We start from the raw sequence: 20,927 nt of genomic DNA on the forward strand, positions 1-20,927 counted from the left end.
AGAGCTACCCGGCGAACTGCTGGAAGACCGGCCAGGTCGTCACCGACGAGGGCTACACCAGCGACAAGTGGATCGAACTGCCCCTGAACGCGGGCGGTGTCGGCTACGTCAGCGGCATCTACCTCAAGGGCGACGCGACCGGCGGCGTGACCCGCCAGTGCGGCACCTGAGCCGACCCGCCCCGGCCGTCACCCCGTAACGTGCCGGAGTCCCTTCAACGCCCTTGTGCGGCAGCGTCGTTGCCGCACACCGAGGCGAGGAGAGGACGAGAACCATGAGGTTGAGGCCGACGGGAAGAGCGGGCTGGGCGGCGGCGCTGCTGATGACGGCGGGACTGTGCGCGAGCGCACCGGCCGCGTCGGCGGCGCCCACCGCCCGCCCCGACTTCCGGCTGCCGTTCCCCTGCGGACAGACCTGGCAGCTGCAGACGTATCTGGGCCACGACCCCGACGACAAGAAACTCGACATGTACCACGTCGACGGCCCGACCCTGGGCGCCACCGTCACCGCGTCCGCCGCCGGCACGGTCACCGAGTTCTTCGAGCCCGGCGGCATCGAGATCAACCACGGCGGCGGCTGGTTCAGCGTCTACCTCCACATGGACCGCATCGACGTCCACCTCGGCCAGCAGGTCGCGTCGGGGGACCCGGTCGGACGGCTGGGACTGGTCGGCACGGAGGAGGCCCATCTGCACTACGAGCAGCTCTACGACACCAACGGCGACAACGACGGCGAGACGGACGAGATGGTCCACCCGGTGCTCCAGGGCACCGAGTACCGGCTCACGCCCGACGGCCCGTTCCCCCGCGTCACCAGCACCAACGCCTGCGACGGCGGGGGAGGGCAGCCGACCCGCTACTGGGTCGACACCCTCGCCGACGCCACCGGCTATCCCGACGTCGACTGCACGCACGACAGCACATCGCGCTGCACCGCCCAGGGCACCCTGCGCAGGGGCACCAACTACGTCCTGTGCAGGAAGTGGGGCGACGAGGTGCGGGTCGGCACGGCGTACAACCACTGGTGGCTGCTGACCGACCTCGACGAGGTGACACCGGGTGGCCGGGGACGGGCGTACGTCTCCGCCTACTACCTCGACCGATGGGGCAACGACGAGGCGAAGGACAACGACGGCCGGGACATCCCCGCGTGCGCCTGATCCGGCCGGATCAGGCGCACGGCCTCATCGGCAGGTGGGCAGGGCGGGCCGGTCCTTCGTGCGCACGGCGGGGAACCACGCGGTGGCGCCGGCCGCGCCGCCCGGCAACCGGACCTTGTACCACTCGGTGGAACGGGTACCGAACTCGTCGGTCACCGGCAGCCCTTGGGGCAACCGGCACTGCGCCGTGAGGACGTCCCCGTGCCACACACGGGTGGCCACCACATTGGCGACGGTGTACGGCTTCAGCGGATCGATCGCCAGACCGAGGCTGCACTGCTGATCACGGTCGGCGGCATGGGCCCGGCAGGTCGGCTCCACGTTGTACACCGTGATGGGGGCGGGGCCGGCGGTGTCGGAGACGTTCTCGGCATGGACGGGGTCGTTCCGCGTCGCACTGTTGTCGTCGGCGACGTAGACCCATCCGGCGACCGTCGCCGCGCACAGGGCGGTGGCCGCCGCGGCGCCGAGGACGACCCGTCGTCGGCGCCGATGCCCGTTGGCACGTGCTGCACCTGTGCCGCCGCCTTGGGGTTCTGCACCGATGCGGGCCAGCAGGGCTCCCGCGGTGCACGCGGCGCGTGCCTCATGGGTGGGGGCGAGGCAGTCGGTGGCCAGATCGCGCCAGAACGGCGGTACGGCGGGATCGAGCCGCAGGGGCGCCCGTCCACCGGCGTACTCCTGCGCCGCGGCTCCCCGTGCGGCCGGGGTCGCGCCGGGGAAGGGAGAGATGCCGCCGGTGAACATCTGGTGGACCATGATGCCGAGCGCCCAGATGTCGGCGCTCGGCCGCGCCTGCACGCCGCGTTCGCCCAGCGGGGCCTTCCAGCGCTCGGGCGGCAGATAGTCGGGCGTGCCCAGAGGTGGCATCCACGCATGCGTGCCGTGGGTGCCGTCGAGTTCCGAGGCCAGCCCGAAATCCGACAGGCGAACCGATCCGTCCGCCATCAGGAGAACGTTGTCGGGCTTGAGATCGCCGTGCACCCAGCCCAGGTCGTGCAGATGGGCCAGGCCCTCGCAGATCTGCGTCAGAATCCGCTCGGCCTGCCCGTCCGCCAACCCCGCCTCGCCACCGAGGAGTTGACGCAGACTGCGCTCGGCACGCTCCATCACCAGCACGATGGCGCCGTCGAGTTCGGGATGGTCCGGCTCGTTCAGCACGAGTGAGTCGAGCACCCGGATCAGCCGGGGATGCCGTGCCCGGCGCCCGAACTCGCGCTCACGGTGGGCACATTCCAGCAGCCCGCGCGCCTGTTGAGGGGCGAGTCCGGACGTGGGCAGGAACTTCAACGCGACGACGGCCGGGTGGTCGTCCGACCCACGCACGCTCCGACCCTCGTAGACCCATCCCCAGCCCCCGTCCGCGATCGGCGCCCCCACCTCCCAGTCCCCGACCCGGTAACCGGCCGGAACGCGCTCGGCCTCGGCCCCACGGTTCACCGGCCCACCGCCTGGGCTTGGGCGCCGCCGGAGGCCGCCGAACGGGACGGAAGGAGCCCGAGATGGGACTCGCCGACCACCCCGAACCGCAGGGCGATGCCGACCAGTGCCTCACGCTTGCCGTTGCGGCGGGCACCCCGGCCCGCGTCACGCGACTCCGGCAGGACGATGCGGAGCTTCTCCTCGGCGAGGTAGTCGATGTGCGCACTCACCCCGCGAGCGGTCAGGCGCGCGCACTGCGGCAACTGCCGCAGACGTTCGACGATCTCGGGCGTGGTCGGAACGGCCAGCGCGGACTCGTCGCGCAGTCGCGGCTCGCACAGGGCGACCAGGACCAGGAAGTACGTCGCGGTCTCGTCCAGCGAGTACGCGGTCAGGGTCTGCGTGCCCAGCCGGCCGCCGACCGCCCCCTGCGGGTCCAGGTACACATGGTCGGGGGCGAACACCTGGAAACTCACCACCCGGTCCCGGGTGGGCAGGACCACGCGCGCGAACTCGAAGGGAATGGGCGCCCCGAGACGGCGCGGCGGCACCCGCAGATACTCGCCCGCGCCCTCCGGGTTCTCCACCAGATAGCTCTGGGTGGCGCTGAGGTTGCTCAGCAGCCAGTGGTCCTCGCTCACCCGGATCTCCCCGGCCAGCCGCGACACCGCCGGATCGTCGAGCCGCAACTCCACGGCGACCGTGTCCGAGCCGCGCCCGAAGCGGGCGACCTCACCCGCGCCGAGCCGTAGCGTCAGCGGCGGTTCCTGTGGCACATGGATCAGTACGCCGCTCATCGTCCCCCGATTCCGGCAGAGTGTGCCTTTCGGGTTGTTTCTCTTCCGCTTGTTTCTCTTCCGCACAAGGCAGGCACACGAGCGCTGGTCAACGCGCACACCCCGTTTTACCTCGATTCCTTCCGCTCTTTCGCACGCAGGCCGAAGGAGCACACGAGCCCCGTTCGTCAACACCGCTGACGGGGCGCGGCGGTTGCATGCGCGAGGACTCTTGCACAAAGCACTTCGAGCTGAGTGTCGGAGGCTAGGGCTTTGGCCGATATCCGCCACTGCCTCGCCTGGTTCCAGCACTGGCTGTGCGGGTACGGTGCCCCACTCGCCGCCTGGAGCCGGCGGGATGTCGACACCTGGCCGATCGCAGGAACCGTGCTGCGGTTCAAGGTCCGAGGCTTCGTCCGGTGGCCAGTTCGCGACACCTGCATCCGACGCCGGTCGCGCCCTCGGCCCGCGCCCGGTTGCCGTACCCCCGCCGCTGGACGTCAAAGTCGATGGCGGCTCGAGAGTCACCTGGGTAAGTTGGCGATCTTCGGACGGCGGCGGCTTCCGGAGTCCCTGAAGGCGAACGCCATGATGAACCCCGACCAGCCCTCCGCACGACCTGGCCTCACCGCCGCGCTCGACGGCCTGGCCGCCGTCTTCGGCGGGATGACGGCCCACCCCGACGAGCACAACTGCGAGTGCCACTGGGGCAGCGCCGAAGAACTCGCACAGCTCAAGGTTCCCGACACGGAGCTGGACCTCGACCTCCTGGACCGCACCTGGCGGGCCCCCGACTGGAGCGACCACGCGTCCGTACTACGCCGGATCCTGCCCCAGTTGGCCACGGCCCTCGTCAAAGGCTCCATCGAGACGCACTTCGGTTCGGCGGAGGTCGGCCGCTCGTTTGCCCGCGGTCATTGGCAGCAGTGGCCCACCGCGCAGGCCGAAGCCGTCAGGGCCTTCCTCCACGCATGGTGGGCCGACACGCTCACCGATCCCGATCCCGCGGTACCCGCGTACGAGGTTCTGGCACTGATCACCGAGGCATCTGCCACGCTCACCCCGTGGCTCACCACATGGGAAACGCTGACCGGCCGTCCGGCCGACGACCACCTGGCCGAGGCGGCGACAAAGTGGGAGTACGACCTGCTCGGCGACCAACTCCCCTGGGACTCTTGGGAGAACGAGGAAGAGACACGCGCTGAGCTGACCACCTGGCTGGTCCGCACTGCCCCTGCCCGACTCCGGACCCACGGCGCATCAGAGGAACTGCTCCACCGAATACGGCTGCTGGGCCTCACCGGCGACGACCGTTGGGAGGAGTTGAACGGGACGCCTGTCTCGTGAGTGGCACCTTCCGCCCGACTACCCGCGCTGGAACACCGTGTACTACTCAGTCGTCCGTGTGTGTGTCGGACCCGGTGTATTCGTAGATCCAGCCGACGGAAGCGTCGGGGGCTCGGACGGCTGTGTAGGTATGGCGGGCGCCAGGGTTCCAAGGGCCTTGTCCCCGGCCACCGCGAGCGCGGAGGCGCGGGGGTGGAAGTCCCTCTTGACCGAGCTGGACGATTTTCGTCTGTCCGTTGAACGGTCCGCCGGTCAGCTTGATGCCGACGGTGTTGTTGACCACCTCGCCGGCGAGCCAGCGGTGGATGAGAAGCATGTGTTCGGATTCCTCGGCCGCCATCTCCGAAGCTGATCACGCGTCTGTCCGGAGGACAAGGAGGTCTCAAGTCGCTGAGGTGGGCCGGGACTTGTAGAAGGTTCCGTCGCGGAGCATCGCGAAGAGGATGCCGATGTCGCCGGTGTCGATCACGTGCGGGGCGAACACATCGTCGTGGTCGCCCCGCACTCACTCGCCAGCGGTGGGGCTCCGTGGTCAGCTGCCGACGAGCATCTGCCAGGTCTGCGGTCCTACTTGGCCGTCCACGCCGAGGCTGTGCGCGGACTGGAACGCCCGGGCGGCGCTGTTGGTGCCGGAGCCGAAGTCGCCGTCGACAGTGAGGCCGTAGCCGAACTTGTTCAGTTCCACCTGGGCGGCTCGGACGGCGTCGCCGGTGGAGCCCTGCTGGACCTGGACGATCAGTGCGGACCAGGTCTGGGGGCCGATCTGGCCGTCCACGCTCAGGCCGTGCGCGGACTGGAAGCTCTTGGTCGCGGCGAGGGTGGCGGGCCCGAACTGGCCGTCGGCGGTGATCGACGCACCGTGGTAGAGCAGCAGGTACTGCGCGGCCAGGACATTGTTCCCGGTGTCGCCGTCGATGACATTCGGCCAGGGCGGTGCGACGGTGCCACCGCCCGTGGCGCCGGTCCCGGTCCCCACGAGCATCTGCCAGGTCTGCGGTCCCACCTGGCCGTCCACACCCAAGCTGTGCGCGGACTGGAACGCCCGGGCGGCGCTGACGGTGCCGGAGCCGAAGCTGCCGTCCACGGTGAGGCCGTAGCCGAAGCGGTTCAGTTCCACCTGGGCGGCTCGGACGGCGTCGCCGGTGGAGCCGTCCTGGACCTGGACGATCAGTGCGGACCAGGTCTGGGGGCCGATCTGGCCGTCCACGCTCAGGCCGTGCGCGGACTGGAAGCTCTTGGTCGCGGCGAGCGTGCCCGCCCCGAACTGGCCGTCGGCCGTGATCGAAGCACCGTGATAGCGCAGCAGATACTGCGCCGCCTGCACGCTGGGCCCCGTCATGCCGTCGGTGATGTTCGGCCAGGACGGCAGGATGACGCCGGTACCGCCGCCGCCCGAGCCGCCCCACTGCCCGTAGTCGGCGGCCATCGCCTGGTCGAGGTCCGCGTCGTGCCCGGCGACCGAGATGCCGTTCTGGACCTGCCGCAGCTGCGCGCGGCTGTCCCAGTTCCCGCTGGACCACGCGTACGTCTGCCAACCCCAGGTTATTTTCCCGTTGTCGAAGAGTTCCTTGATCACGTGGTAGCCGCCGTACGCACCGGTCCGGGACCGGCCGATCACCGAGGCGACGCCGTCGAAGTAGGAGTTGAGCGCGGAGTACATCGAGGACTGGAGGTCGAAGTCGACGCTGAAATAGATCGGCCGTGACGACGGCATCCCGTTGGCCAGCGCCTGCCGCTGCGCCTCGGTGGCGTGCCCCGCCCCCTGGGAGTAGGGGTCGGAGGGGACGCCGCTCTGCCAGTCCTGCAGCCCGTCGGACTCCCAGTTGGAGACGATGCCCAGATCCGCGGCGGTCAGAGCCTGAGCCTCGGACAGGGTGAGGACCTTCGAGTTCGGCAGCCAACTCAGGTAACGGCACACGAAGCCGTAGCCCGCCGCGGCGACCGAACCGGCGGTGAGCGACGCGTCGGAGTAGTCGATCCCGTAGCCGGTCGCCGCGGACGCCGACTGGGCGAATCCGATGCCGGTCGCGGTGGCCACCGCGGCGCCGCCGGCGAGGGTCAGCAGCCTGCGGCGGGACAATACACGGCTGGAGTCAAACAGGTTCATGACATGTTCCAATCCTTGTGTCTGGTTGCGGTGAGCAACGCGGGAGCCGCTGGGCGACGCGGTATTCGAGTCCTGCCGGAGCCAACTGTCCAGCGCCTGGGCGGTGTCAGTCGGAAGCAGCGCTGCAGGTGATCTTTGGGCTCCGGCCCGGCCCGCGTCCACAGCGAGTCGGGATCTGGTGGGATCGCGGGACGACACCCGCGCTGACCTGCGGGGATCCGCAGCGGCGTGACGGTTGAGCGGGACAGCCGTAAGACGTCCGGCCGCCGAACAGGGCGGCTGGGCGAGGATGAAGGGCTCGACGGTGCCCGGCCCCGCGATCTGCCGTACGGCGAGAGCGAGTTGGCGTTGCGCCCGCACAAGTGCCGCTGGTGGTGCGGTGATCCGCTGTCGCTGATCGTCGGGGTGGCTTCCGCGTCCATGTCGACGGACGGACACAACGCGTCGACGGGAAAGGCCCCGTAGCCTCCAACCTGCTGTTATTCGGCGCGGTGCCGCAGTGGCGCAGGTCGCCGCGACACAGTCGTGCCGCTTGGAGGCGGGCACGGGCGAGCCGCTAGCATCGGGCCGAGGCACCGCACCCGGGGGGCGTGCCGGGAGGAAAGAACGGGGGTAGGACATGGGGCGCTGGAAGGCGCTGCCTTCAGGGCTCGACCCCACGGTCGTGGAGTTCGTGGCGCAGTTACGCCGGTTCAAGGACGCGAGCGGGTTGAACCTGCGGGAGCTGGCCGCCCGTACCGGCTACAGCGCCTCGTCGTGGAATCGCTACCTCGGCGGCCGGTCGCTGCCTCCGCGCGAAGCGGTCGAAGCACTGGCCGCGACGGTGGGGGCCGACCCGACACGATTGCTGGCACGGTACGAGACGGCGCAGGGGGCCTGGGGCTTCGAACAGGCTGTCGGTGCAGCCGTTTTGGCCGAGGAGGACAGCCCGTCGGGTGAGGTGGAACGGGACGGTGCGCCAGGCGTGCCGGAGACCAAGGGTGGTCGGCCTGCCGATGGAGGGTTCTCGATATTCGGCTCGGTGCGTGCCGCACGTCTCAGGTCACGCCTTCGACTGCTCCTCACTGTCGGAGTCTCGGCCGCGGCGGGTGCGGCGATCACTTTGCTGGCCGTCGAGTTGGAACATCCCCAACCCTCCGGAACGGCCACACGTCCAGCGGCGGTCGCCCGTCCCGTCGCGTACACCTGCGACTACGTCCGCAAGGGCGGTCAGTGGTACGCCGGTAACAGCACCACGCGCAAGGATCACCTCGAAGTCGACATGTCGGGACCAGAAGTGGCCGAGCTGCAGTGCCTGCTGCAGCGTGCGGGGATCTCGCCGGGCGGTGTCGACGGCAATTTCGGACCGCTCACCGAGTCTGCCGTGATCAAGGCGCAGAGGACGTACCGCCTCGGCATCGACGGCCAGGTCGGACCGCAGACCTGGACGGCACTGCGACGGTGACCGAGATACCACGGGAGTGCGTCCGCCTCGCCGCCGAACTGCGCACGCTCCGCGACCGGCACAGGCTGACCCTGTCCGTGCTCGCTGCCGAGACGACGTACAGCAAGTCGTCCTGGCAGCGCTATCTCACGGGTCGTTCACTGGCGCCATGGCCGGCTGTCCGCACGCTGTGTCGGCTTGCGAACGAGCCGGAACCGCGCCTGCGTGCCCTGTGGGAACTCGCCGAATCCTCCTGGAACCGGCGTGGCGCGGTCGCGCCGGCCCCTCCCCGAGCGCCGCTGCCCGCACCCGTCGAGGCGCGCTCTCCACGTGCAGGGACGTCGGACGGTCAGGCCGTCACCCCACCCGACGCTGCAACGACCGAACCGGCCCAGCGCCGCCGCACGAGGTGGCGGACCGGAGCAGCGGTGAGCGCGGCCGCGACATTGCTCATGGTGCTGATCACGCTCGCGGCCGATGGATAGGGGTCGTCCGGCCGGACCGCAGCGAGCATGGCCTCCTCAACTCGCGGGTTCCATGTCGGCTGTTCGGGAGTCACGTGCGATGGGCGCGACCCGGGACAAGAGCTGTGCGGGGTGGAGCCACAGACGCTTCTGCATGTCCAGACCCCGGCCGGGGTGGGTTTGGAGATCCGTTACAACCCGTTGTGCCACGCAGCCTGGGCCAGGGTGTGGAACGCCGCCGACGGCGACAGGCTCACGCTGGCGACGCCCGGCCACCCGACCCAGAGCGTCACCGTCCCCGACCTTGGCAAGCGCGACCCGTTCATCTACACGGACCTGATTGCCGCGAACGGCAGGGCAACGCGGTTGCACGCCTGCTTGACGAGCCCCGGGCCGGACGATCCGGCCCAGTGCTATTCAGTGCCGCCTCCCTGACGTACGCACGTACGTGATTGCGGCCGTGGTGGCGTCTGCCCGGGCTGTCACAGGGGGAACCTCTCGGGGCGGAAGTCCGCAAGCAACTCGTCTCTCTTTCCGCCGAGGATCTCTGAAGCCAGCAGGCGGCCGATCACCGGCCCGAGCGTGATCCCGCTGTGAGAAACGGCCTCGTAGTAACCCGGCACGGACGGCACCGCTCCCACCGAAGGGAATCCATCGGCGGGGATGGGCCGCTCGACCACCCGTGTCTGTGTGATCCGGGCGTCGCCGAGTTCGGGGACGGCGTGGCGCGCCAATTCGTGGAGCAGGCGCGCGAGTTGGCCTGGGGCTTCGCCGGTGTCGATGAGCGCGTCGACCTCGCGGCTGTGGAGAACCACAGACCCGCCTCCGTCAGGGCGGATCTCGATGTGAGGCGCGTGCATGACCCGGTGAACGGGGACCCGGGCACAGTCGACGCGGGTGATGACGCCGGGTTCGCGGCGCATCGGCAGGCGCCGTGCGACAAGCCCTGCGACGTGGGATGCGTTGGGGCCCGCCGCGTTCACGACGATGTCGACGTCGATACGGCTTCCGTCGGACAGAGCGACTGTCCGGATGGTGCCGTCGGCGCCGGTCCCGATGGCGTGCACCGCGTTGCCGGATCGGATCTCGGCGCCCGACGCGACGGCCTGGTCGACCAGGCGGCGTACGAGGTGACGTCCGTGCACCCAGGCTTCGTCGGGATAGAACACGACTGGAGTCTCGTCGGGCATCGTGAGGGAGGGTTCGAGGCGGCTGCGGACCTCGGCGCCCGTGTACGTCTCGACCCGATAGTCCCAGGCGGCCAGCAGTTCGGCCGTTTCCAGGAACTTCGCCTGTGCTGCGGGGGTGTCCGCCCAGCGCAGGTGGCCGCTCGGATACCACCACGAGTCCGGCCCGATGATCCCGGCAAGTTCACGGTGGGCAGCCATGCCCGCGACGTTCAGGTCGAAGTAGGACCTGCGCACGGTCTTGTTGCTGGCGTTGACCCACGAGAAGGACCAGTTGGTGACGCCTTCGCCCGGCTGTCCCGCGTCGATGAAGACCACCTCGGCGCCGTGCCGGGACAGGTTCCATCCCACACTCGCTCCGACGATGCCCACTCCGATGACGGCAATACGTGCCGGCCGCTGCACGGACTCGCTCCTCACGAACGCCCCCTTTTGCAGATCACGGGCGGACTCCCGTCCTTTCCGGACGCGCCTCGGCTATACCCCCGCGAGGTCCACGGAATCGTGCCCCTCGCCGTAGGGAGCGGTCGACTCGGCGATGCCCGGGCCGCGCAGGACAGCGGAGTCCGAAGACCGGTTGATCAGTGTGGGCGGAGTCCGTCGAGGATGAGCGCGAGCATGTGGGGTGCCCGGTCCTCGGGGGTGGACGCGGCGCGCCACAGGGCGCCGGTGAGCTGGAGGAAGTCTCCCGGGTCGGCGTCCGGGCGGATGGTTCCGTCCTTCTTGCCGGCGTCGAGGAGTTGTGTGATCGCGGCGATGACCGGCCCGTAGCTCTGCTCGCTGATCGCCTGGTGTGCGCCGGGGCCCAGGGCGTCGCCGAGGCCGTGCTTTCTGCGCATGCCCTCGACGAGGTCGATCGTCCAGCGGCGGAGCGCTTCCAGTGGAGGCATGCGGGCCAGCAGGTCCGGCACGGTGTCGACGATGCGTGCCACCTCGTCCTGGTAGACGGCCAGGACCAGCGACTCGCGGGTGGGGAAGTTGCGGTACAGGGTGCCCGCGCCGACTCCCGCGCGCTGGGAGATCTGGTTCATCGACGTACTGCCGTCCTCCGCGAGCGCTTCGCGTGCGACGGCGAGGATGCGTGCCCTGTTCTCACGGGCGTCCGAGCGGACCACGAGACCTCACCTTGATAAGCGGAGAGTTCTCCACTACGTTATGCGGAGACCTCTCCACATACTTTAAGGAGCGTCATGCATTACATCAAGCTCGGCACGACCGGCCTCGACGTGTCCCCGATCGCGATCGGCGCGATGACCTACGGCGAACCCGACCGCGGGCACCCCGTCTGGTCGAAGGGCGAACAGGACGCGCGACCGCTCATCAAGCACGCGCTGGAGTCGGGGATCAACTTCTTCGACACCGCGAACATGTACTCCAACGGCTCCAGCGAGGAGATCCTCGGCCGCGCGCTCAAGGACTTCGCCGACCGCGACGCCGTTGTCATCGCCACCAAGCTGCGCCATCCCATGCGGCTGGGACCCAACGGACGGGGCCTGTCACGCAAGGCGATCATGACCGAGGTCGACCACTCGCTGCGCCGCCTCGGCACCGACCACATCGACCTCTACCAGATCCACCGCAACGACCACTCCACCCCCTGGGAGGAAACCCTCGAAGCACTCGGTGACCTCGTGAAGGCCGGCAAGGTCCGCTACCTGGGTGCCTCGTCCATGCACGCGTGGGAGTTCGCCAAGGCGCTGCGCCTGCAGAAGGAGAACGGCTGGGCGCGGTTCGTGTCCATGCAGGACCACTACAACCTCCTCGCCCGTGAGGAGGAGCGCGAGATGATCCCGCTGTGCCTGGACGAGGGCGTGGGCACGATCATCTGGTCACCGCTCGCCCGAGGCCGCCTCACCCGCGCATGGGACGACGCCCGCTCGACGGTGCGCTCCGAGACGGACGGCGCCTACGCGGACACGCTCTACGCGCCCGCGGAGGAGGCGTCCAACCGCGCGATCATCGACGCGGTCGGACAGGTCGCGGACGCCCACGGCGTCAGCCGCGCACAGATCGCGCTCGCCTGGCTGCGAGGCCGTCCGGTCGTCACCGCGCCACTGGTCGGCGCCGGTTCTATCCGGCAGATCGACGAGGCGGTGGCATCCCTCGACATCGAGCTCACCGACAACCAAGTGCGCGCCCTGGAGGCCCCGTACACCCCCAGGTACGACTGGCAGGGCGTCTCGGACGAGGCCGAGTTGGAAGCCATCCGCAAGCGCGTCCCCGGCATGGCCCTTGCGTGAAACCCATCCTTCGCACCCGCCGGCCCCCGTCACCGCACGGGTCCAGAACTGAGGAGAGAGACAGATGACACGCGTACTGGTCACCGGAGGAACAGGATTCATCGGGAGCTGGTGCATCCAGGCCCTGCTCGACGCCGGGTACACCGTCCGCACCACCGTCCGCGACCTGCGGCGCGAACCGGCACTGCGGGCCTGGCTGCACACGGCCACACCGTTCGACGACGACCGTCTCACGGTCGTACGCGCCGACCTCGCACAGCCCGACGGCTGGGACGCCGCGGTCGCCGACTGCGACTTCGTCCTCCACGTCGCCTCGCCGACCCTGCGTCATACGCCCGCGAACGACGACGACCTGGTGGTCCCGGCACGCGAGGGCGTCCTACGGGTGCTGCGCGCGGCCCGCGACGCCCGCGTGCGCCGGGTCGTCCTGACAAGTGCCTTCGGCGCCATCGGGATCGGGCACTCGCCGCGCTCGACCCCGTTCACCGAGGAGGACTGGACGGACGTCGACAGCGACATCCCGCCCTATCAGCGCTCCAAGACCCTCGCCGAACGTGCCGCCTGGCAGTTCGTCCAGGACGAAGGCGGCGGGCTGGAACTGGCGGCGGTCCATCCCGTGGGGGTCCTCGGACCCCTGCTCGGCCCGGACGACCCGCCGTCCCTGCGGCTGGTCCGCAGAATGCTCGAAGGACGGGTTCCCGCGTGCCCTCCCTTCGGGATGGGCTTCGTCGATGTACGCGACGTCGCGGACCTGCACCTGCGTGCGATGACCGATCCGGCGGCGGCCGGCGAACGCTTCCTGGCGGTCGCCGGGCACAGCCTGCGTGTCCTCGACATCGCACGCATTCTGCGCGACCGCCTGGGCGACCGGGCCGCGAGGGCCCCCACCCGTGAACTGCCCGTGTGGCTCGCACGCGCCCTGGGCACCGTGAACCCGGAACTGTGCCTGCTCAGGCACCAGCTCGGCCGGGATCTCGACGCCACGAGCGCAAAGGCGGAGAAGGTTCTCGGGTGGCGAGCGCGTCCCATCGAGGACACCGTCGCGGAGACCGCCGAGAGCCTCCTCGCCCACGGCATCGGGACGAAGGCCGGCTCGTAACCGACCGACCCGGAGTTGAAGGGCAAGTCCGTCCGCCACCACCTGCGGCCCCCGCCAGAGACGGGAATCAGGCCGCGACCAGCTCCTGCTCACGCTCCGGCGTCTTGACCTGGGTCTTCTTGTTCGGCAGGGAGAGCCGGAAGACCTTGTGCCACGCCGAGAACACCTGCTTGGGCAGCGGCCCGGTGACGTACTCCAGCTCGTACTTCTCGAACAGCGCGCGCACCTTCACCGCGACCTCGGCGTACCGGTTGCTCGGCAGGTCCGGGAACAGGTGGTGCTCGATCTGGTGGGAGAGGTTGCCGCTCATGAAGTGCATGGCCTTGCTGCCGCTGATGTTCGCCGAGCCCATCATCTGGCGCAGGTACCACTGGCCGCGCGTCTCACCCTTGATCGACCGGCGTTCGAAGACCTGCACGCCCTCGGGGAAGTGCCCGCACATGATCACCGAGTGGGTCCAGAGGTTGCGGACCAGGTTCGCGGTGAACGTGGCGGCGAGCGTGGGGAGGAACGACGGGCCCGAGAGCAGCGGGTGGATCACGTAGTCCTTGAGCACCTGCTTGCGGATCTTGCGGCCCACGGCCCTGGCGCGCTCGCGGAACTCCGGGTTCTTGCGGCGGCGCTTCTGCAGGTTCTTGCCGAGCTCCAGGTCGTACGCCGCGATGCCGTACTCGAAGAAGCAGGCGTTGAGGAAGTTCCACAGCGGCTGCCCGAGATGGAAGGGGTGCCACTTCTGGTCCTCGTCGACGCGCATGATGCCGTAGCCGAGGTCGTTGTCCTTGCCGATCACGTTGGTGTACGTGTGGTGCAGCTCGTTGTGCGAGTGCTTCCACTGCTCGGACGGCGAGACGTGATCCCACTCCCACGTGGTGGAGTGGATCTTCGGGTCGCGCATCCAGTCCCACTGGCCGTGCAGGATGTTGTGCCCGATCTCCATGTTGTCCATGATCTTCGCCACGGAGAGACCGGCGGTGCCGATCACCCACGCGGGCGGGAAGAGCGAGAACAACAGCACGCCCCTGCTGGCCAGTTCGAGCTTGCGCTGCGCCGAGATGACCTTGCGGATGTAGGCGGCGTCCTTCTCTCCGCGACTCGCGATCACCTCGTCACGGATCGCGTCCAGCTCGCGGCCGAGCTCCTCGATCTGCTCCGCGGTCAGGTGGGCGGTGGGGTCGATGGCGGTCAAGGTGCTCCTACCGTTCGATGTCGCAGGGGCCCGCCGCGGCGGACACACAGGTCTGGATGAGGACGCCCGGCTCGGCCTCGGTGATCTCGCCGGTGCGCAGGTCGCGGACGGCGCCCGCCTTGAGCGGTGTGACACAGCCGAAGCAGATGCCCATACGGCAACCGGAGGGCATCAGCACACCGGCCTCCTCGCCGACGTCCAGCAACGGCGTGCCGCCGTCCGCGTCGACGGTCCTGCCGGTGGCGCTGAACGTGACCTCGCCGCCGTCGCCGGTGACGACGACGCCGGGGCGGAAGCGTTCGGTGTGCAGGCGCTCCTGGACGCCGTGCTCGGCCCAGTGCTCCTCGGCGGCGTCGAGCAGGCCCGCGGGCCCGCAGGCCCAGGTCTCGCGCTCGGCCCAGTCGGGCACGAGTTCGCCGAGACGGGCGACGTCGAGCTTGCCGTCCGTGTCGGTGTGCACCTCGGTGAGCCGCAGCTTCTTCTCCGCGACCAGGTCGTGCAGTTCGTCGCGGAAGATCACGTCCTGCGGCCGCGGCGCGCAGTGGACCATGACGACGTCGTCGAACCCGGTGTCGCGCAGCATGCCCATCACGGGCGTGATGCCGCTGCCGGCCGTCAGGTAGAGCACCTTGGCGGGCCTGGCCCGCGGCAGCACGAAGTCACCGGTCGCCTGGTCGAGTTGGATCAGCGTGCCCGGTTTCGCCCTGCGGACCAGGTGGTTGCTGACCTTGCCGTCCGGGATCGCCTTCACGGTGATCGTGACGCGGCCGTCCCGGCGGTCGGTCGGCGAGGTGAGGGAGTAGGCACGCCACAGGCGCACCCCGTCGACGTCGACCCCGATCCGCACGTACTGACCGGCCGTGTGCCCGCGCCAGCCCCGTCCCGGTCTGATCACGACGGTCGCGGCGTCACCCGTCTCGGGGTGCACGGCCTCGATGCGCCCCCGCAGGTCGGCGCCCGCACGCAGCGGGCTGACCAGGTCGAGGTAGTCCGACGGCAGCAGCGGCGTCGTGACCATCTCCAGCAGTTTCCACGCCCTGCTGCGAAGGGCTGTACTCGTCATGGCTCCAGCCTGCTGCGCCCGAAGGCGTAAAGTCCTGTCCGTAGGGCGTGAATCTGATCGGCAGAATTGTTCGCAGGGAACAAAAACGTGAGCCATGCAATCCAGAGGGCCGGTGAACTGGCCCTGGACGAGACGACGGTCACAGTGCTTCGGGCCGCGCTGACGAGCACCGCCGACGAGGTCGTCCAGGCGATCATCGACGAGGTGCCTCCCTACGCCAACGCCCTTTCGGGCCCGATGGGCGGCACGATCCGACGGGCCGTCCGCACCGCCCTGGGGCACTATCTGGACCTCGCGAGCGGCAACGCGACGGGCGGCGACGGCGGTGACGCGGCCTACGACCTGGGCCGCGGCGAGGTCCGCGACGGCCGGTCGATGGACGCCCTGCTCAGCGCCTACCGCGTCGGCGCCCGCGTGGCCTGGCGATGCCTGGCGGCGGGTGCCGTACCGGCAGGCCTGCCCGCCGCCGAGGTCGCCAAGTTCGCCGAGCTGACCTTCGCCTACATCGACGAGCTCTCCGCCGCGAGCGCCGCGGGCCACGCCGACGAACTGGCCGCCCGGGGCCGGGCCCACGAGCGCCACCTGGAACACCTGGCCCGCGACCTCCTCGCCGGCGCCAGCCCGGACGTACTGCTCGCCTCCGCTCAACGGGCCGGGTGGCAGCCGCCGGTCTCCCTGACCGCGGTCCTGCTGCCCGCCGCCCAGGCCCGGCCCGCCTACCGCACGCTCGACCCGAGCACCCTCGTCCTCGACGATCTGCCGGACGCCACCGGTGTGTTGCTCGTCCCCGACGCCGACCGACCGCATCTCCTGCGGCAGTTGACCGACCGCACCGCCGTGGTCGGTCCGGCCCGGCCATGGATCCGGGCGTCGGCGTCGTACGCACGAGCCGTACGCGCGCGCTCCCTCTCCTCCGACATCCGTGACACCGAGGAGCACCTGCCCGAACTGGTGCTGAGCGCCGACTCGGACGCGTTCGCGGACCTGCGGGCCCGAGCCCTCGCACCGCTGCGGACCCTGCCCGCCGCGACCGCACAGCGGCTGGAGGAGACCTTGCGGGAATGGCTGCTGCACCAGGGCAGACGGGACGAGGTGGCGGCGGCGTTGTTCGTCCATCCCCAGACGGTCCGGTACCGGATGGCGCAGCTGCGGGAGCTGTTCCCGGATCTCGCATCGCCACAGCGGGTCCTCGAACTGACGCTGGCGGTCGGTCTGCGGGCCGACTGAGAAGCGGGACCGTGCAGGCCTGCCACAACGCGCGCGGGATGATGGGGACGGTATGACGGAACGTGAGGTCAGGAGCTTCCATGGCGCAGAGGGTTCACCGACCCCGTGAGGACGCGGAGTTCGATTTCATCCTCGGGATGAGCGGAGTCCCCGTCCTCGCGTACTTCACCGGGACATGGCCCAAGGCGATCGAACCCTGCCGGGTGATGGACCTCGTCGTGGGTGGCATCGCCGACGACTACGCAGGCCGCCTGACGGCCGTCCGCGCCGACATCACACGGTGTCCGGCCGCGACCGAGCGATACGGGATCACCGGAGCCCCGTCCTGCGTCCTGCTGAAGGAGGGAGAGGCGGTCGCGCACGGCACGGGGCCCATGACCACCGCCGAGGTACGGAAGCTCCTGGAAGGCCACTTCTGAGTGCCCGGGGTCGGTGGGACCCGGCCTGTAGTCTTGATCCACTCTGCGACGCATGTCGTCGAGGCTCGGTCGATCACCGACGGGGCCATGACCGGGAAGCGACATTGAACAAGACCGGAACGACGCGCGAGACCGAGCGCCACGGACCCGGCACGGGTCTCGGTTCGGCGCGAGCCCTGGCCCGCCTCGCCCTGCTGTGCGTCGCGGGAGCGGTGGCGGCAGTGGTGGCCGGCACCAGCCATGTGTTCATCCTGCTGCTGGGTCTGGCGGGCCTCGGACTGGCCGGCGCGGGCCTGTGGTGGGCGCTGGCGCACCGCGGATTCGCCCGGCTCCTCGGTGCCCTGCTGGCGATCGCCGCACCCGTCGGCGTCCTGGTGCTGTACGCCGTGTCGGGCCTGTGGTTGGTCGCGGTGGTCGCCCTCGCGGCATGGACGGCCGCGCTCGGCTGCGCGCGCGGCGCCCTGCGCCGGCTGCGCAAGCCGCACGGCATGCACACCCGCACGGTGCGCCCGCCCCGCCGGGCCGTGCTGATCATGAATCCGAAGTCCGGTGGCGGGAAGGTCGGGCGGTACGGACTCGTGGAGCGGGCCGAGGCCCTGGGCGCGCGGGTGATCCTGCTCGACCTCGACACCGATCCGGATCCCGTGGCACTGGCCCGGCAGGCCGTCGCCGAGGGAGCGGACCTGCTCGGTGTGGCCGGCGGCGACGGCACCCAGGCCCTTGTGGCGGGAGTGGCCGCCGAACACGGTCTGCCGTTCATGGTCGTCACGGCCGGCACCCGCAACCACTTCGCCATGGACCTCGGCCTGGACCGGGACGATCCGGTGAGCAGCCTGGAGGCGCTCTCGGACGGTGTGGAACTCCGCGTCGACCTCGGGGACATCTCCGGCCGGCCGTTCGTCAACACCGCCTCGTTCGGTACGTACGCGCACATCGTGCAGAACCCCGACTACCGCGACGCCAAGGCGGTCACCGCGCTCGACCAGCTGCCGGACCTGCTGGCCGGCGAGGCGGGCGCCGCACTCAGTGCCCGGACCGACGAGGAGCGGTTGGAGGCTCCACAGGCGGTGCTGGTCAGCAACAACCCCTACGCACGGGCCGACCCCTTGGCCGGTGGCCGCAGGGAACGGCTCGACACGGGCACGTTCGGCGTGATCGCGGTCCGGGTGGAGGGCGCGGTACAAGCCGCCGAACTGGCGCTGCTGGGGGAGCGGGCCAGCGGCATCACGACCCTGACGTCCCGCAGCGTCGTCGTGGAGTCCGACGAGGAGACCATCCCGGTGGCCGTGGACGGCGAGGCGCTCGTCCTGCCCCCGCCCGTCGTGTGCACGATACGGCCAGGCGCCCTGCGGGTGCGCGTGCCACGGGAACGTCCCGGGGCGCCGTACGTCGCACCGACCGTCGACTGGTACCGCATCCTGCGCCTCGCCTTCGACCGGTCGCCCCACGAACCCGAGAGCCACGACCCCGCAGCCCCCTCACGCGACAAGAACCAGGAGCAGAGCGATGATTGAGCGTCGCCCTCGGCAACAGCGAGTACCGCAGGGTCTGTTGCGCGATCTCGCCCGCCTCGACCAGGCGCTCTACGAAGCGGTGACGGTCACCAGCACACCGGCCCTGGACTCGGCGCTGCGCCGACTGTCCGCGGCGGCCGACCACTCCAAGATCTCTCTCCTGATCGCCGCCGCCCTGGCTCTGCGCCCAGGCCGCTCCCGGCGCGCCGCGGTGCTCGGCGTAGCGGCGATCGGCGTCGCCTCCACCACGGCCAACCTGCTCGGCAAGCGTCTTGTACGGCGGCCACGCCCGCACCGCGCCGAGGACTCGCCGTTCCCCGGTCGGCACGTCCCCATGCCGGCCTCCGCCTCGTTCCCCTCCGGCCACACCGCCTCCGCCGTGGCCTTCGCGGCGGCGGTCGGACCCGCGTTCCCGGCCGTCACGGTCCCTCTCGGCCTGCTGGCCTCAGCCGTGGGCTACTCGCGCGTCCACACCGGAGTGCACTATCCGGGCGACGTCGTCGCCGGCGCCGTACTCGGAACGGGTGCGGCGGCCGCCGTCCTCGCGGCGGCCGCACACTGGGACGGCTCCGGCGGCGGCAGCGTCGGGCGGCCGACCTGCGGCCACTAGACGTGGTGTCCGGGGTGCTGTTGAACGCGATGGCCGCAGTGGGCGCGTGCCGCCGAATCAGGTACCCGATGCGGATCAAGCCCGATGACGAGGACGCGCGGTGCAGCAGTGATGTCCATGTTCGGGCTGTACGCGTCGGTCGTCACGGACATGCTTGCCGTCCTGCCGCCCGGGAATGCACAGCGGGGCAATGTGGTTGGAAGGATCGTGGGAGTGGAGGGCACAGTGTCCCCGGGCCTCACCTATTGCCTGCGGGGACGATCGTCCGGCTGAAGCCCCGCAGAGCGTATCGCCGCGTAGGCGACCGCCCTCCATTCCCGCAACGCGCAGAGCGGCCCCGAGTGCTTCGATCGCCTCGGGGCCGCGGTATGTCCTCTCCTGCGCTCTCCTCTTCCGCTTCCGCGACGGACTGACCTCTCCAACTGACCGTCGGTGCAAGGGCGTTGCATCCACCAGTTGGTGTCACAGGGGTTGACGGGCGCATTGGTCTAGGCCTTAATGGCTTCAGCCTGTTCACATGAACGGAAAGTGTTCATGCACATGAACAGGTGGTGGTTTCCTCTACCCCCCACCAGCGCACCGGGTGCGCTGCGTCTTGGAGGACTCATGCGTCGAAACAGCAGCTACACACTGGCCGTTGCCGTGACCGCCGGTGCGGCGGTGGCAGCCGTCGTCGCCCCCTCGGCATCCGCCGCCCCGACCGCGGCGAACCCCGGGCCCGGCTTCCCCGCCCGGTACTCGGCACCGTACGCCGAGACCTGGAACTCCCCGTCCGCCCTCGCCAACGCACGCAACGCCACCGGCCAGAAGTACTTCACCCTCGCCTTCGTCATCGCCGGAAGCGGCTGCAACGCGACCTTCAACGGCGACACGTCCATCACCGACTCCTCCTGGACCGCCGCCATCAACTCCACGAGGGCGGCCGGCGGCGACGTCATCGCCTCCTTCGGCGGCGCCTCCGGCACCGAACTGGGCGTCGCCTGTACCTCGGTGTCGTCCCTCAAGGCCCAGTACAAGCGGGTCATCGACAGCCTCAACCTCACCCGCGTCGACCTCGACATCGAGGGCTCGACCCTCAACAACACGGCTGCCAACGACCGGCGCAACAAGGCCCTGGCGCAGTTGCAGAGCGAGTACGCGACCGCGGGGCGCCGACTCGACGTCCAGTACACCCTCCCGGTCAACCCGACCGGCCTGGAACAGAACTCCATCAACCTGCTGAACAACGCCAAGAGCAACGCCCTGACGGTCAACCTGGTCAACATCATGACCATGGACTACGGCCCGGCCATGGACATGGGCAAGGCGGCCACCGGCGCGGCGACCGCCCTGCACGACCAACTGGGCCGGATCTGGACGACCAAGAGTTCCGCACAGCTGTGGGCCATGGAGGGGAACACGCCCATGATCGGCGTGAACGACTCCACAGCCGAGGTGTTCAGCACCGCCAACGCCACCACGCTCGCCAACTTCGCCGCGAGCAAGGGCATCCAGGAACTGTCCTTCTGGTCGCTGGGCCGCGACAAGGCCTGCGCGACCAATGGTCAGCTGTCCGACACCTGCAGCGGCACGTCGCAGAGCGCGTACCAGTTCACCCGCACGCTCCGCTGACCCGGCTCGGGCGATCCCCGGGGCCAGCGGAGTGCGGCGCACATGGTCGTGCGACGCGGAGTTCCCTCGCGGG

At 69.9% G+C, this 20,927-nt stretch carries 22 protein-coding genes; 14 read left to right on the top strand and 8 right to left on the bottom strand.

Annotated elements, in window-relative coordinates; translation table 11 throughout:
* Nucleotides 1-274: 274 nt before the first annotated feature.
* Complete coding sequence (locus JHN45_RS13265) at nt 275-1,159, top strand: M23 family metallopeptidase (protein WP_200712462.1); 885 nt, start codon at nt 275-277, stop codon at nt 1,157-1,159.
* A 24-nt stretch (nt 1,160-1,183) separates the two neighbouring features.
* Here the strand turns inward: JHN45_RS13265 and JHN45_RS13270 are convergent, their stop codons facing one another.
* Together JHN45_RS13270 and JHN45_RS13275 are read right to left on the bottom strand one after the other, a co-directional pair.
* A complete protein-coding gene (locus JHN45_RS13270; RefSeq protein WP_201049162.1) occupies nt 1,184-2,599 on the bottom strand; it encodes a serine/threonine-protein kinase in 1,416 nt (471 codons plus the stop codon).
* Nucleotides 2,596-3,378: a serine/threonine protein kinase gene (locus JHN45_RS13275; RefSeq protein ID WP_200709549.1), complete on the bottom strand. Its 783-nt coding sequence runs from the start codon at nt 3,376-3,378 to the stop codon at nt 2,596-2,598. The genes JHN45_RS13270 and JHN45_RS13275 overlap by 4 nt, the downstream gene beginning before the upstream one ends.
* A gap of 516 nt (nt 3,379-3,894) precedes the next feature.
* Between JHN45_RS13275 and JHN45_RS13280 the strand changes: the two genes are divergently transcribed.
* Both JHN45_RS13280 and JHN45_RS13285 read left to right on the top strand, forming a co-directional pair.
* Nucleotides 3,895-4,704 (top strand): hypothetical protein, encoded by an 810-nt coding sequence (locus JHN45_RS13280; RefSeq protein WP_236583646.1) that lies wholly within the window; start codon nt 3,895-3,897, stop codon nt 4,702-4,704.
* 205 nt (nt 4,705-4,909) lie between these two features.
* Complete coding sequence (locus tag JHN45_RS13285; protein WP_200709547.1) at nt 4,910-5,056, top strand: hypothetical protein; 147 nt, start codon at nt 4,910-4,912, stop codon at nt 5,054-5,056.
* A 30-nt stretch (nt 5,057-5,086) separates the two neighbouring features.
* Here JHN45_RS13285 and JHN45_RS54005 read toward each other — a convergent pair whose 3' ends face one another.
* Both JHN45_RS54005 and JHN45_RS13290 read right to left on the bottom strand, forming a co-directional pair.
* Nucleotides 5,087-5,209 carry a hypothetical protein gene (locus JHN45_RS54005; protein ID WP_267929928.1) on the bottom strand — a complete coding sequence of 41 codons (123 nt, stop codon included), beginning with the start codon at nt 5,207-5,209 and terminating at the stop codon, nt 5,087-5,089.
* A gap of 27 nt (nt 5,210-5,236) precedes the next feature.
* Nucleotides 5,237-6,811 (bottom strand): peptidoglycan-binding protein, encoded by a 1,575-nt coding sequence (locus JHN45_RS13290; protein WP_200709546.1) that lies wholly within the window; start codon nt 6,809-6,811, stop codon nt 5,237-5,239.
* A 228-nt stretch (nt 6,812-7,039) separates the two neighbouring features.
* Here JHN45_RS13290 and JHN45_RS13295 point away from each other — a divergent pair, with 228 nt between their 5' ends.
* The 4 genes from JHN45_RS13295 to JHN45_RS13310 all read left to right on the top strand — a co-directional run bounded on the left by JHN45_RS13295 (nt 7,040) and on the right by JHN45_RS13310 (nt 9,133).
* On the top strand, nt 7,040-7,276 hold the full coding sequence (locus tag JHN45_RS13295; protein WP_200709545.1) for a hypothetical protein: 237 nt from the start codon (nt 7,040-7,042) through the stop codon (nt 7,274-7,276).
* 199 nt (nt 7,277-7,475) lie between these two features.
* Nucleotides 7,476-8,255 (top strand): peptidoglycan-binding protein, encoded by a 780-nt coding sequence (locus JHN45_RS13300; RefSeq protein WP_307783100.1) that lies wholly within the window; start codon nt 7,476-7,478, stop codon nt 8,253-8,255.
* Nucleotides 8,252-8,719: a helix-turn-helix transcriptional regulator gene (locus tag JHN45_RS13305; RefSeq protein ID WP_307783101.1), complete on the top strand. Its 468-nt coding sequence runs from the start codon at nt 8,252-8,254 to the stop codon at nt 8,717-8,719. Before JHN45_RS13300 ends, JHN45_RS13305 begins: the two co-directional genes overlap by 4 nt.
* Before the next feature lie 27 nt (nt 8,720-8,746).
* Complete coding sequence (locus JHN45_RS13310) at nt 8,747-9,133, top strand: DUF2690 domain-containing protein (RefSeq protein WP_234467675.1); 387 nt, start codon at nt 8,747-8,749, stop codon at nt 9,131-9,133.
* Between the two features lie 47 nt (nt 9,134-9,180).
* Here the strand turns inward: JHN45_RS13310 and JHN45_RS13315 are convergent, their stop codons facing one another.
* Nucleotides 9,181-10,305 carry an FAD-binding oxidoreductase gene (locus JHN45_RS13315; RefSeq protein WP_307783102.1) on the bottom strand — a complete coding sequence of 375 codons (1,125 nt, stop codon included), beginning with the start codon at nt 10,303-10,305 and terminating at the stop codon, nt 9,181-9,183.
* A gap of 161 nt (nt 10,306-10,466) precedes the next feature.
* Complete coding sequence (locus tag JHN45_RS13320) at nt 10,467-11,000, bottom strand: TetR/AcrR family transcriptional regulator (RefSeq protein WP_200709542.1); 534 nt, start codon at nt 10,998-11,000, stop codon at nt 10,467-10,469.
* Between the two features lie 75 nt (nt 11,001-11,075).
* Here JHN45_RS13320 and JHN45_RS13325 point away from each other — a divergent pair, with 75 nt between their 5' ends.
* Both JHN45_RS13325 and JHN45_RS13330 read left to right on the top strand, forming a co-directional pair.
* Complete coding sequence (locus JHN45_RS13325) at nt 11,076-12,125, top strand: aldo/keto reductase (RefSeq protein WP_200709541.1); 1,050 nt, start codon at nt 11,076-11,078, stop codon at nt 12,123-12,125.
* Between the two features lie 64 nt (nt 12,126-12,189).
* Complete coding sequence (locus JHN45_RS13330) at nt 12,190-13,224, top strand: NAD-dependent epimerase/dehydratase family protein (protein WP_200709540.1); 1,035 nt, start codon at nt 12,190-12,192, stop codon at nt 13,222-13,224.
* A gap of 67 nt (nt 13,225-13,291) precedes the next feature.
* Here the strand turns inward: JHN45_RS13330 and JHN45_RS13335 are convergent, their stop codons facing one another.
* On the bottom strand, nt 13,292-14,410 hold the full coding sequence (locus JHN45_RS13335) for an acyl-CoA desaturase (RefSeq protein WP_200709539.1): 1,119 nt from the start codon (nt 14,408-14,410) through the stop codon (nt 13,292-13,294).
* Nucleotides 14,411-14,417: 7 nt separating this feature from the next.
* On the bottom strand, nt 14,418-15,473 hold the full coding sequence (locus JHN45_RS13340; RefSeq protein ID WP_200709538.1) for a ferredoxin reductase: 1,056 nt from the start codon (nt 15,471-15,473) through the stop codon (nt 14,418-14,420).
* An 87-nt stretch (nt 15,474-15,560) separates the two neighbouring features.
* Here JHN45_RS13340 and JHN45_RS13345 point away from each other — a divergent pair, with 87 nt between their 5' ends.
* The 5 genes from JHN45_RS13345 (at nt 15,561) to JHN45_RS13365 (ending at nt 20,854) form a co-directional block, all read left to right on the top strand.
* Nucleotides 15,561-16,700 (top strand): CdaR family transcriptional regulator, encoded by a 1,140-nt coding sequence (locus JHN45_RS13345; protein WP_200709537.1) that lies wholly within the window; start codon nt 15,561-15,563, stop codon nt 16,698-16,700.
* A gap of 80 nt (nt 16,701-16,780) precedes the next feature.
* A complete protein-coding gene (locus JHN45_RS13350; RefSeq protein ID WP_200709536.1) occupies nt 16,781-17,119 on the top strand; it encodes a co-chaperone YbbN in 339 nt (112 codons plus the stop codon).
* A gap of 104 nt (nt 17,120-17,223) precedes the next feature.
* Nucleotides 17,224-18,633, top strand: a complete 1,410-nt coding sequence (locus JHN45_RS13355) for a diacylglycerol kinase family protein (protein WP_200709535.1) — start codon at nt 17,224-17,226, stop codon at nt 18,631-18,633.
* Nucleotides 18,626-19,243, top strand: a complete 618-nt coding sequence (locus tag JHN45_RS13360) for a phosphatase PAP2 family protein (RefSeq protein WP_200709534.1) — start codon at nt 18,626-18,628, stop codon at nt 19,241-19,243. The genes JHN45_RS13355 and JHN45_RS13360 overlap by 8 nt, the downstream gene beginning before the upstream one ends.
* Before the next feature lie 606 nt (nt 19,244-19,849).
* On the top strand, nt 19,850-20,854 hold the full coding sequence (locus tag JHN45_RS13365; RefSeq protein WP_200709533.1) for a chitinase: 1,005 nt from the start codon (nt 19,850-19,852) through the stop codon (nt 20,852-20,854).
* Nucleotides 20,855-20,927 lie beyond the last annotated feature (73 nt).

This window comes from Streptomyces sp. MBT53 (assembly GCF_016654115.1).
Classification (GTDB): Bacteria; Actinomycetota; Actinomycetes; order Streptomycetales; family Streptomycetaceae; genus Streptomyces.

Bases quoted from the DNA above. Each gene is read 5' to 3' on its own strand.
- JHN45_RS13350 (WP_200709536.1), top strand. From the start codon at position 16,781: ATGGCGCAGAGGGTTCACCGACCCCGTGAGGACGCGGAGTTCGATTTC.
- JHN45_RS13310 (WP_234467675.1), top strand. From the start codon at position 8,747: ATGGCCTCCTCAACTCGCGGGTTCCATGTCGGCTGTTCGGGAGTCACG.
- JHN45_RS13290 (WP_200709546.1), bottom strand. From the start codon at position 6,811: ATGAACCTGTTTGACTCCAGCCGTGTATTGTCCCGCCGCAGGCTGCTG.
- JHN45_RS13330 (WP_200709540.1), top strand. From the start codon at position 12,190: ATGACACGCGTACTGGTCACCGGAGGAACAGGATTCATCGGGAGCTGG.
- JHN45_RS13275 (WP_200709549.1), bottom strand. From the start codon at position 3,378: ATGAGCGGCGTACTGATCCATGTGCCACAGGAACCGCCGCTGACGCTA.
- JHN45_RS13265 (WP_200712462.1), top strand. From the start codon at position 275: ATGAGGTTGAGGCCGACGGGAAGAGCGGGCTGGGCGGCGGCGCTGCTG.
- JHN45_RS13360 (WP_200709534.1), top strand. From the start codon at position 18,626: ATGATTGAGCGTCGCCCTCGGCAACAGCGAGTACCGCAGGGTCTGTTG.
- JHN45_RS13365 (WP_200709533.1), top strand. From the start codon at position 19,850: ATGCGTCGAAACAGCAGCTACACACTGGCCGTTGCCGTGACCGCCGGT.
- JHN45_RS13325 (WP_200709541.1), top strand. From the start codon at position 11,076: ATGCATTACATCAAGCTCGGCACGACCGGCCTCGACGTGTCCCCGATC.
- JHN45_RS13340 (WP_200709538.1), bottom strand. From the start codon at position 15,473: ATGACGAGTACAGCCCTTCGCAGCAGGGCGTGGAAACTGCTGGAGATG.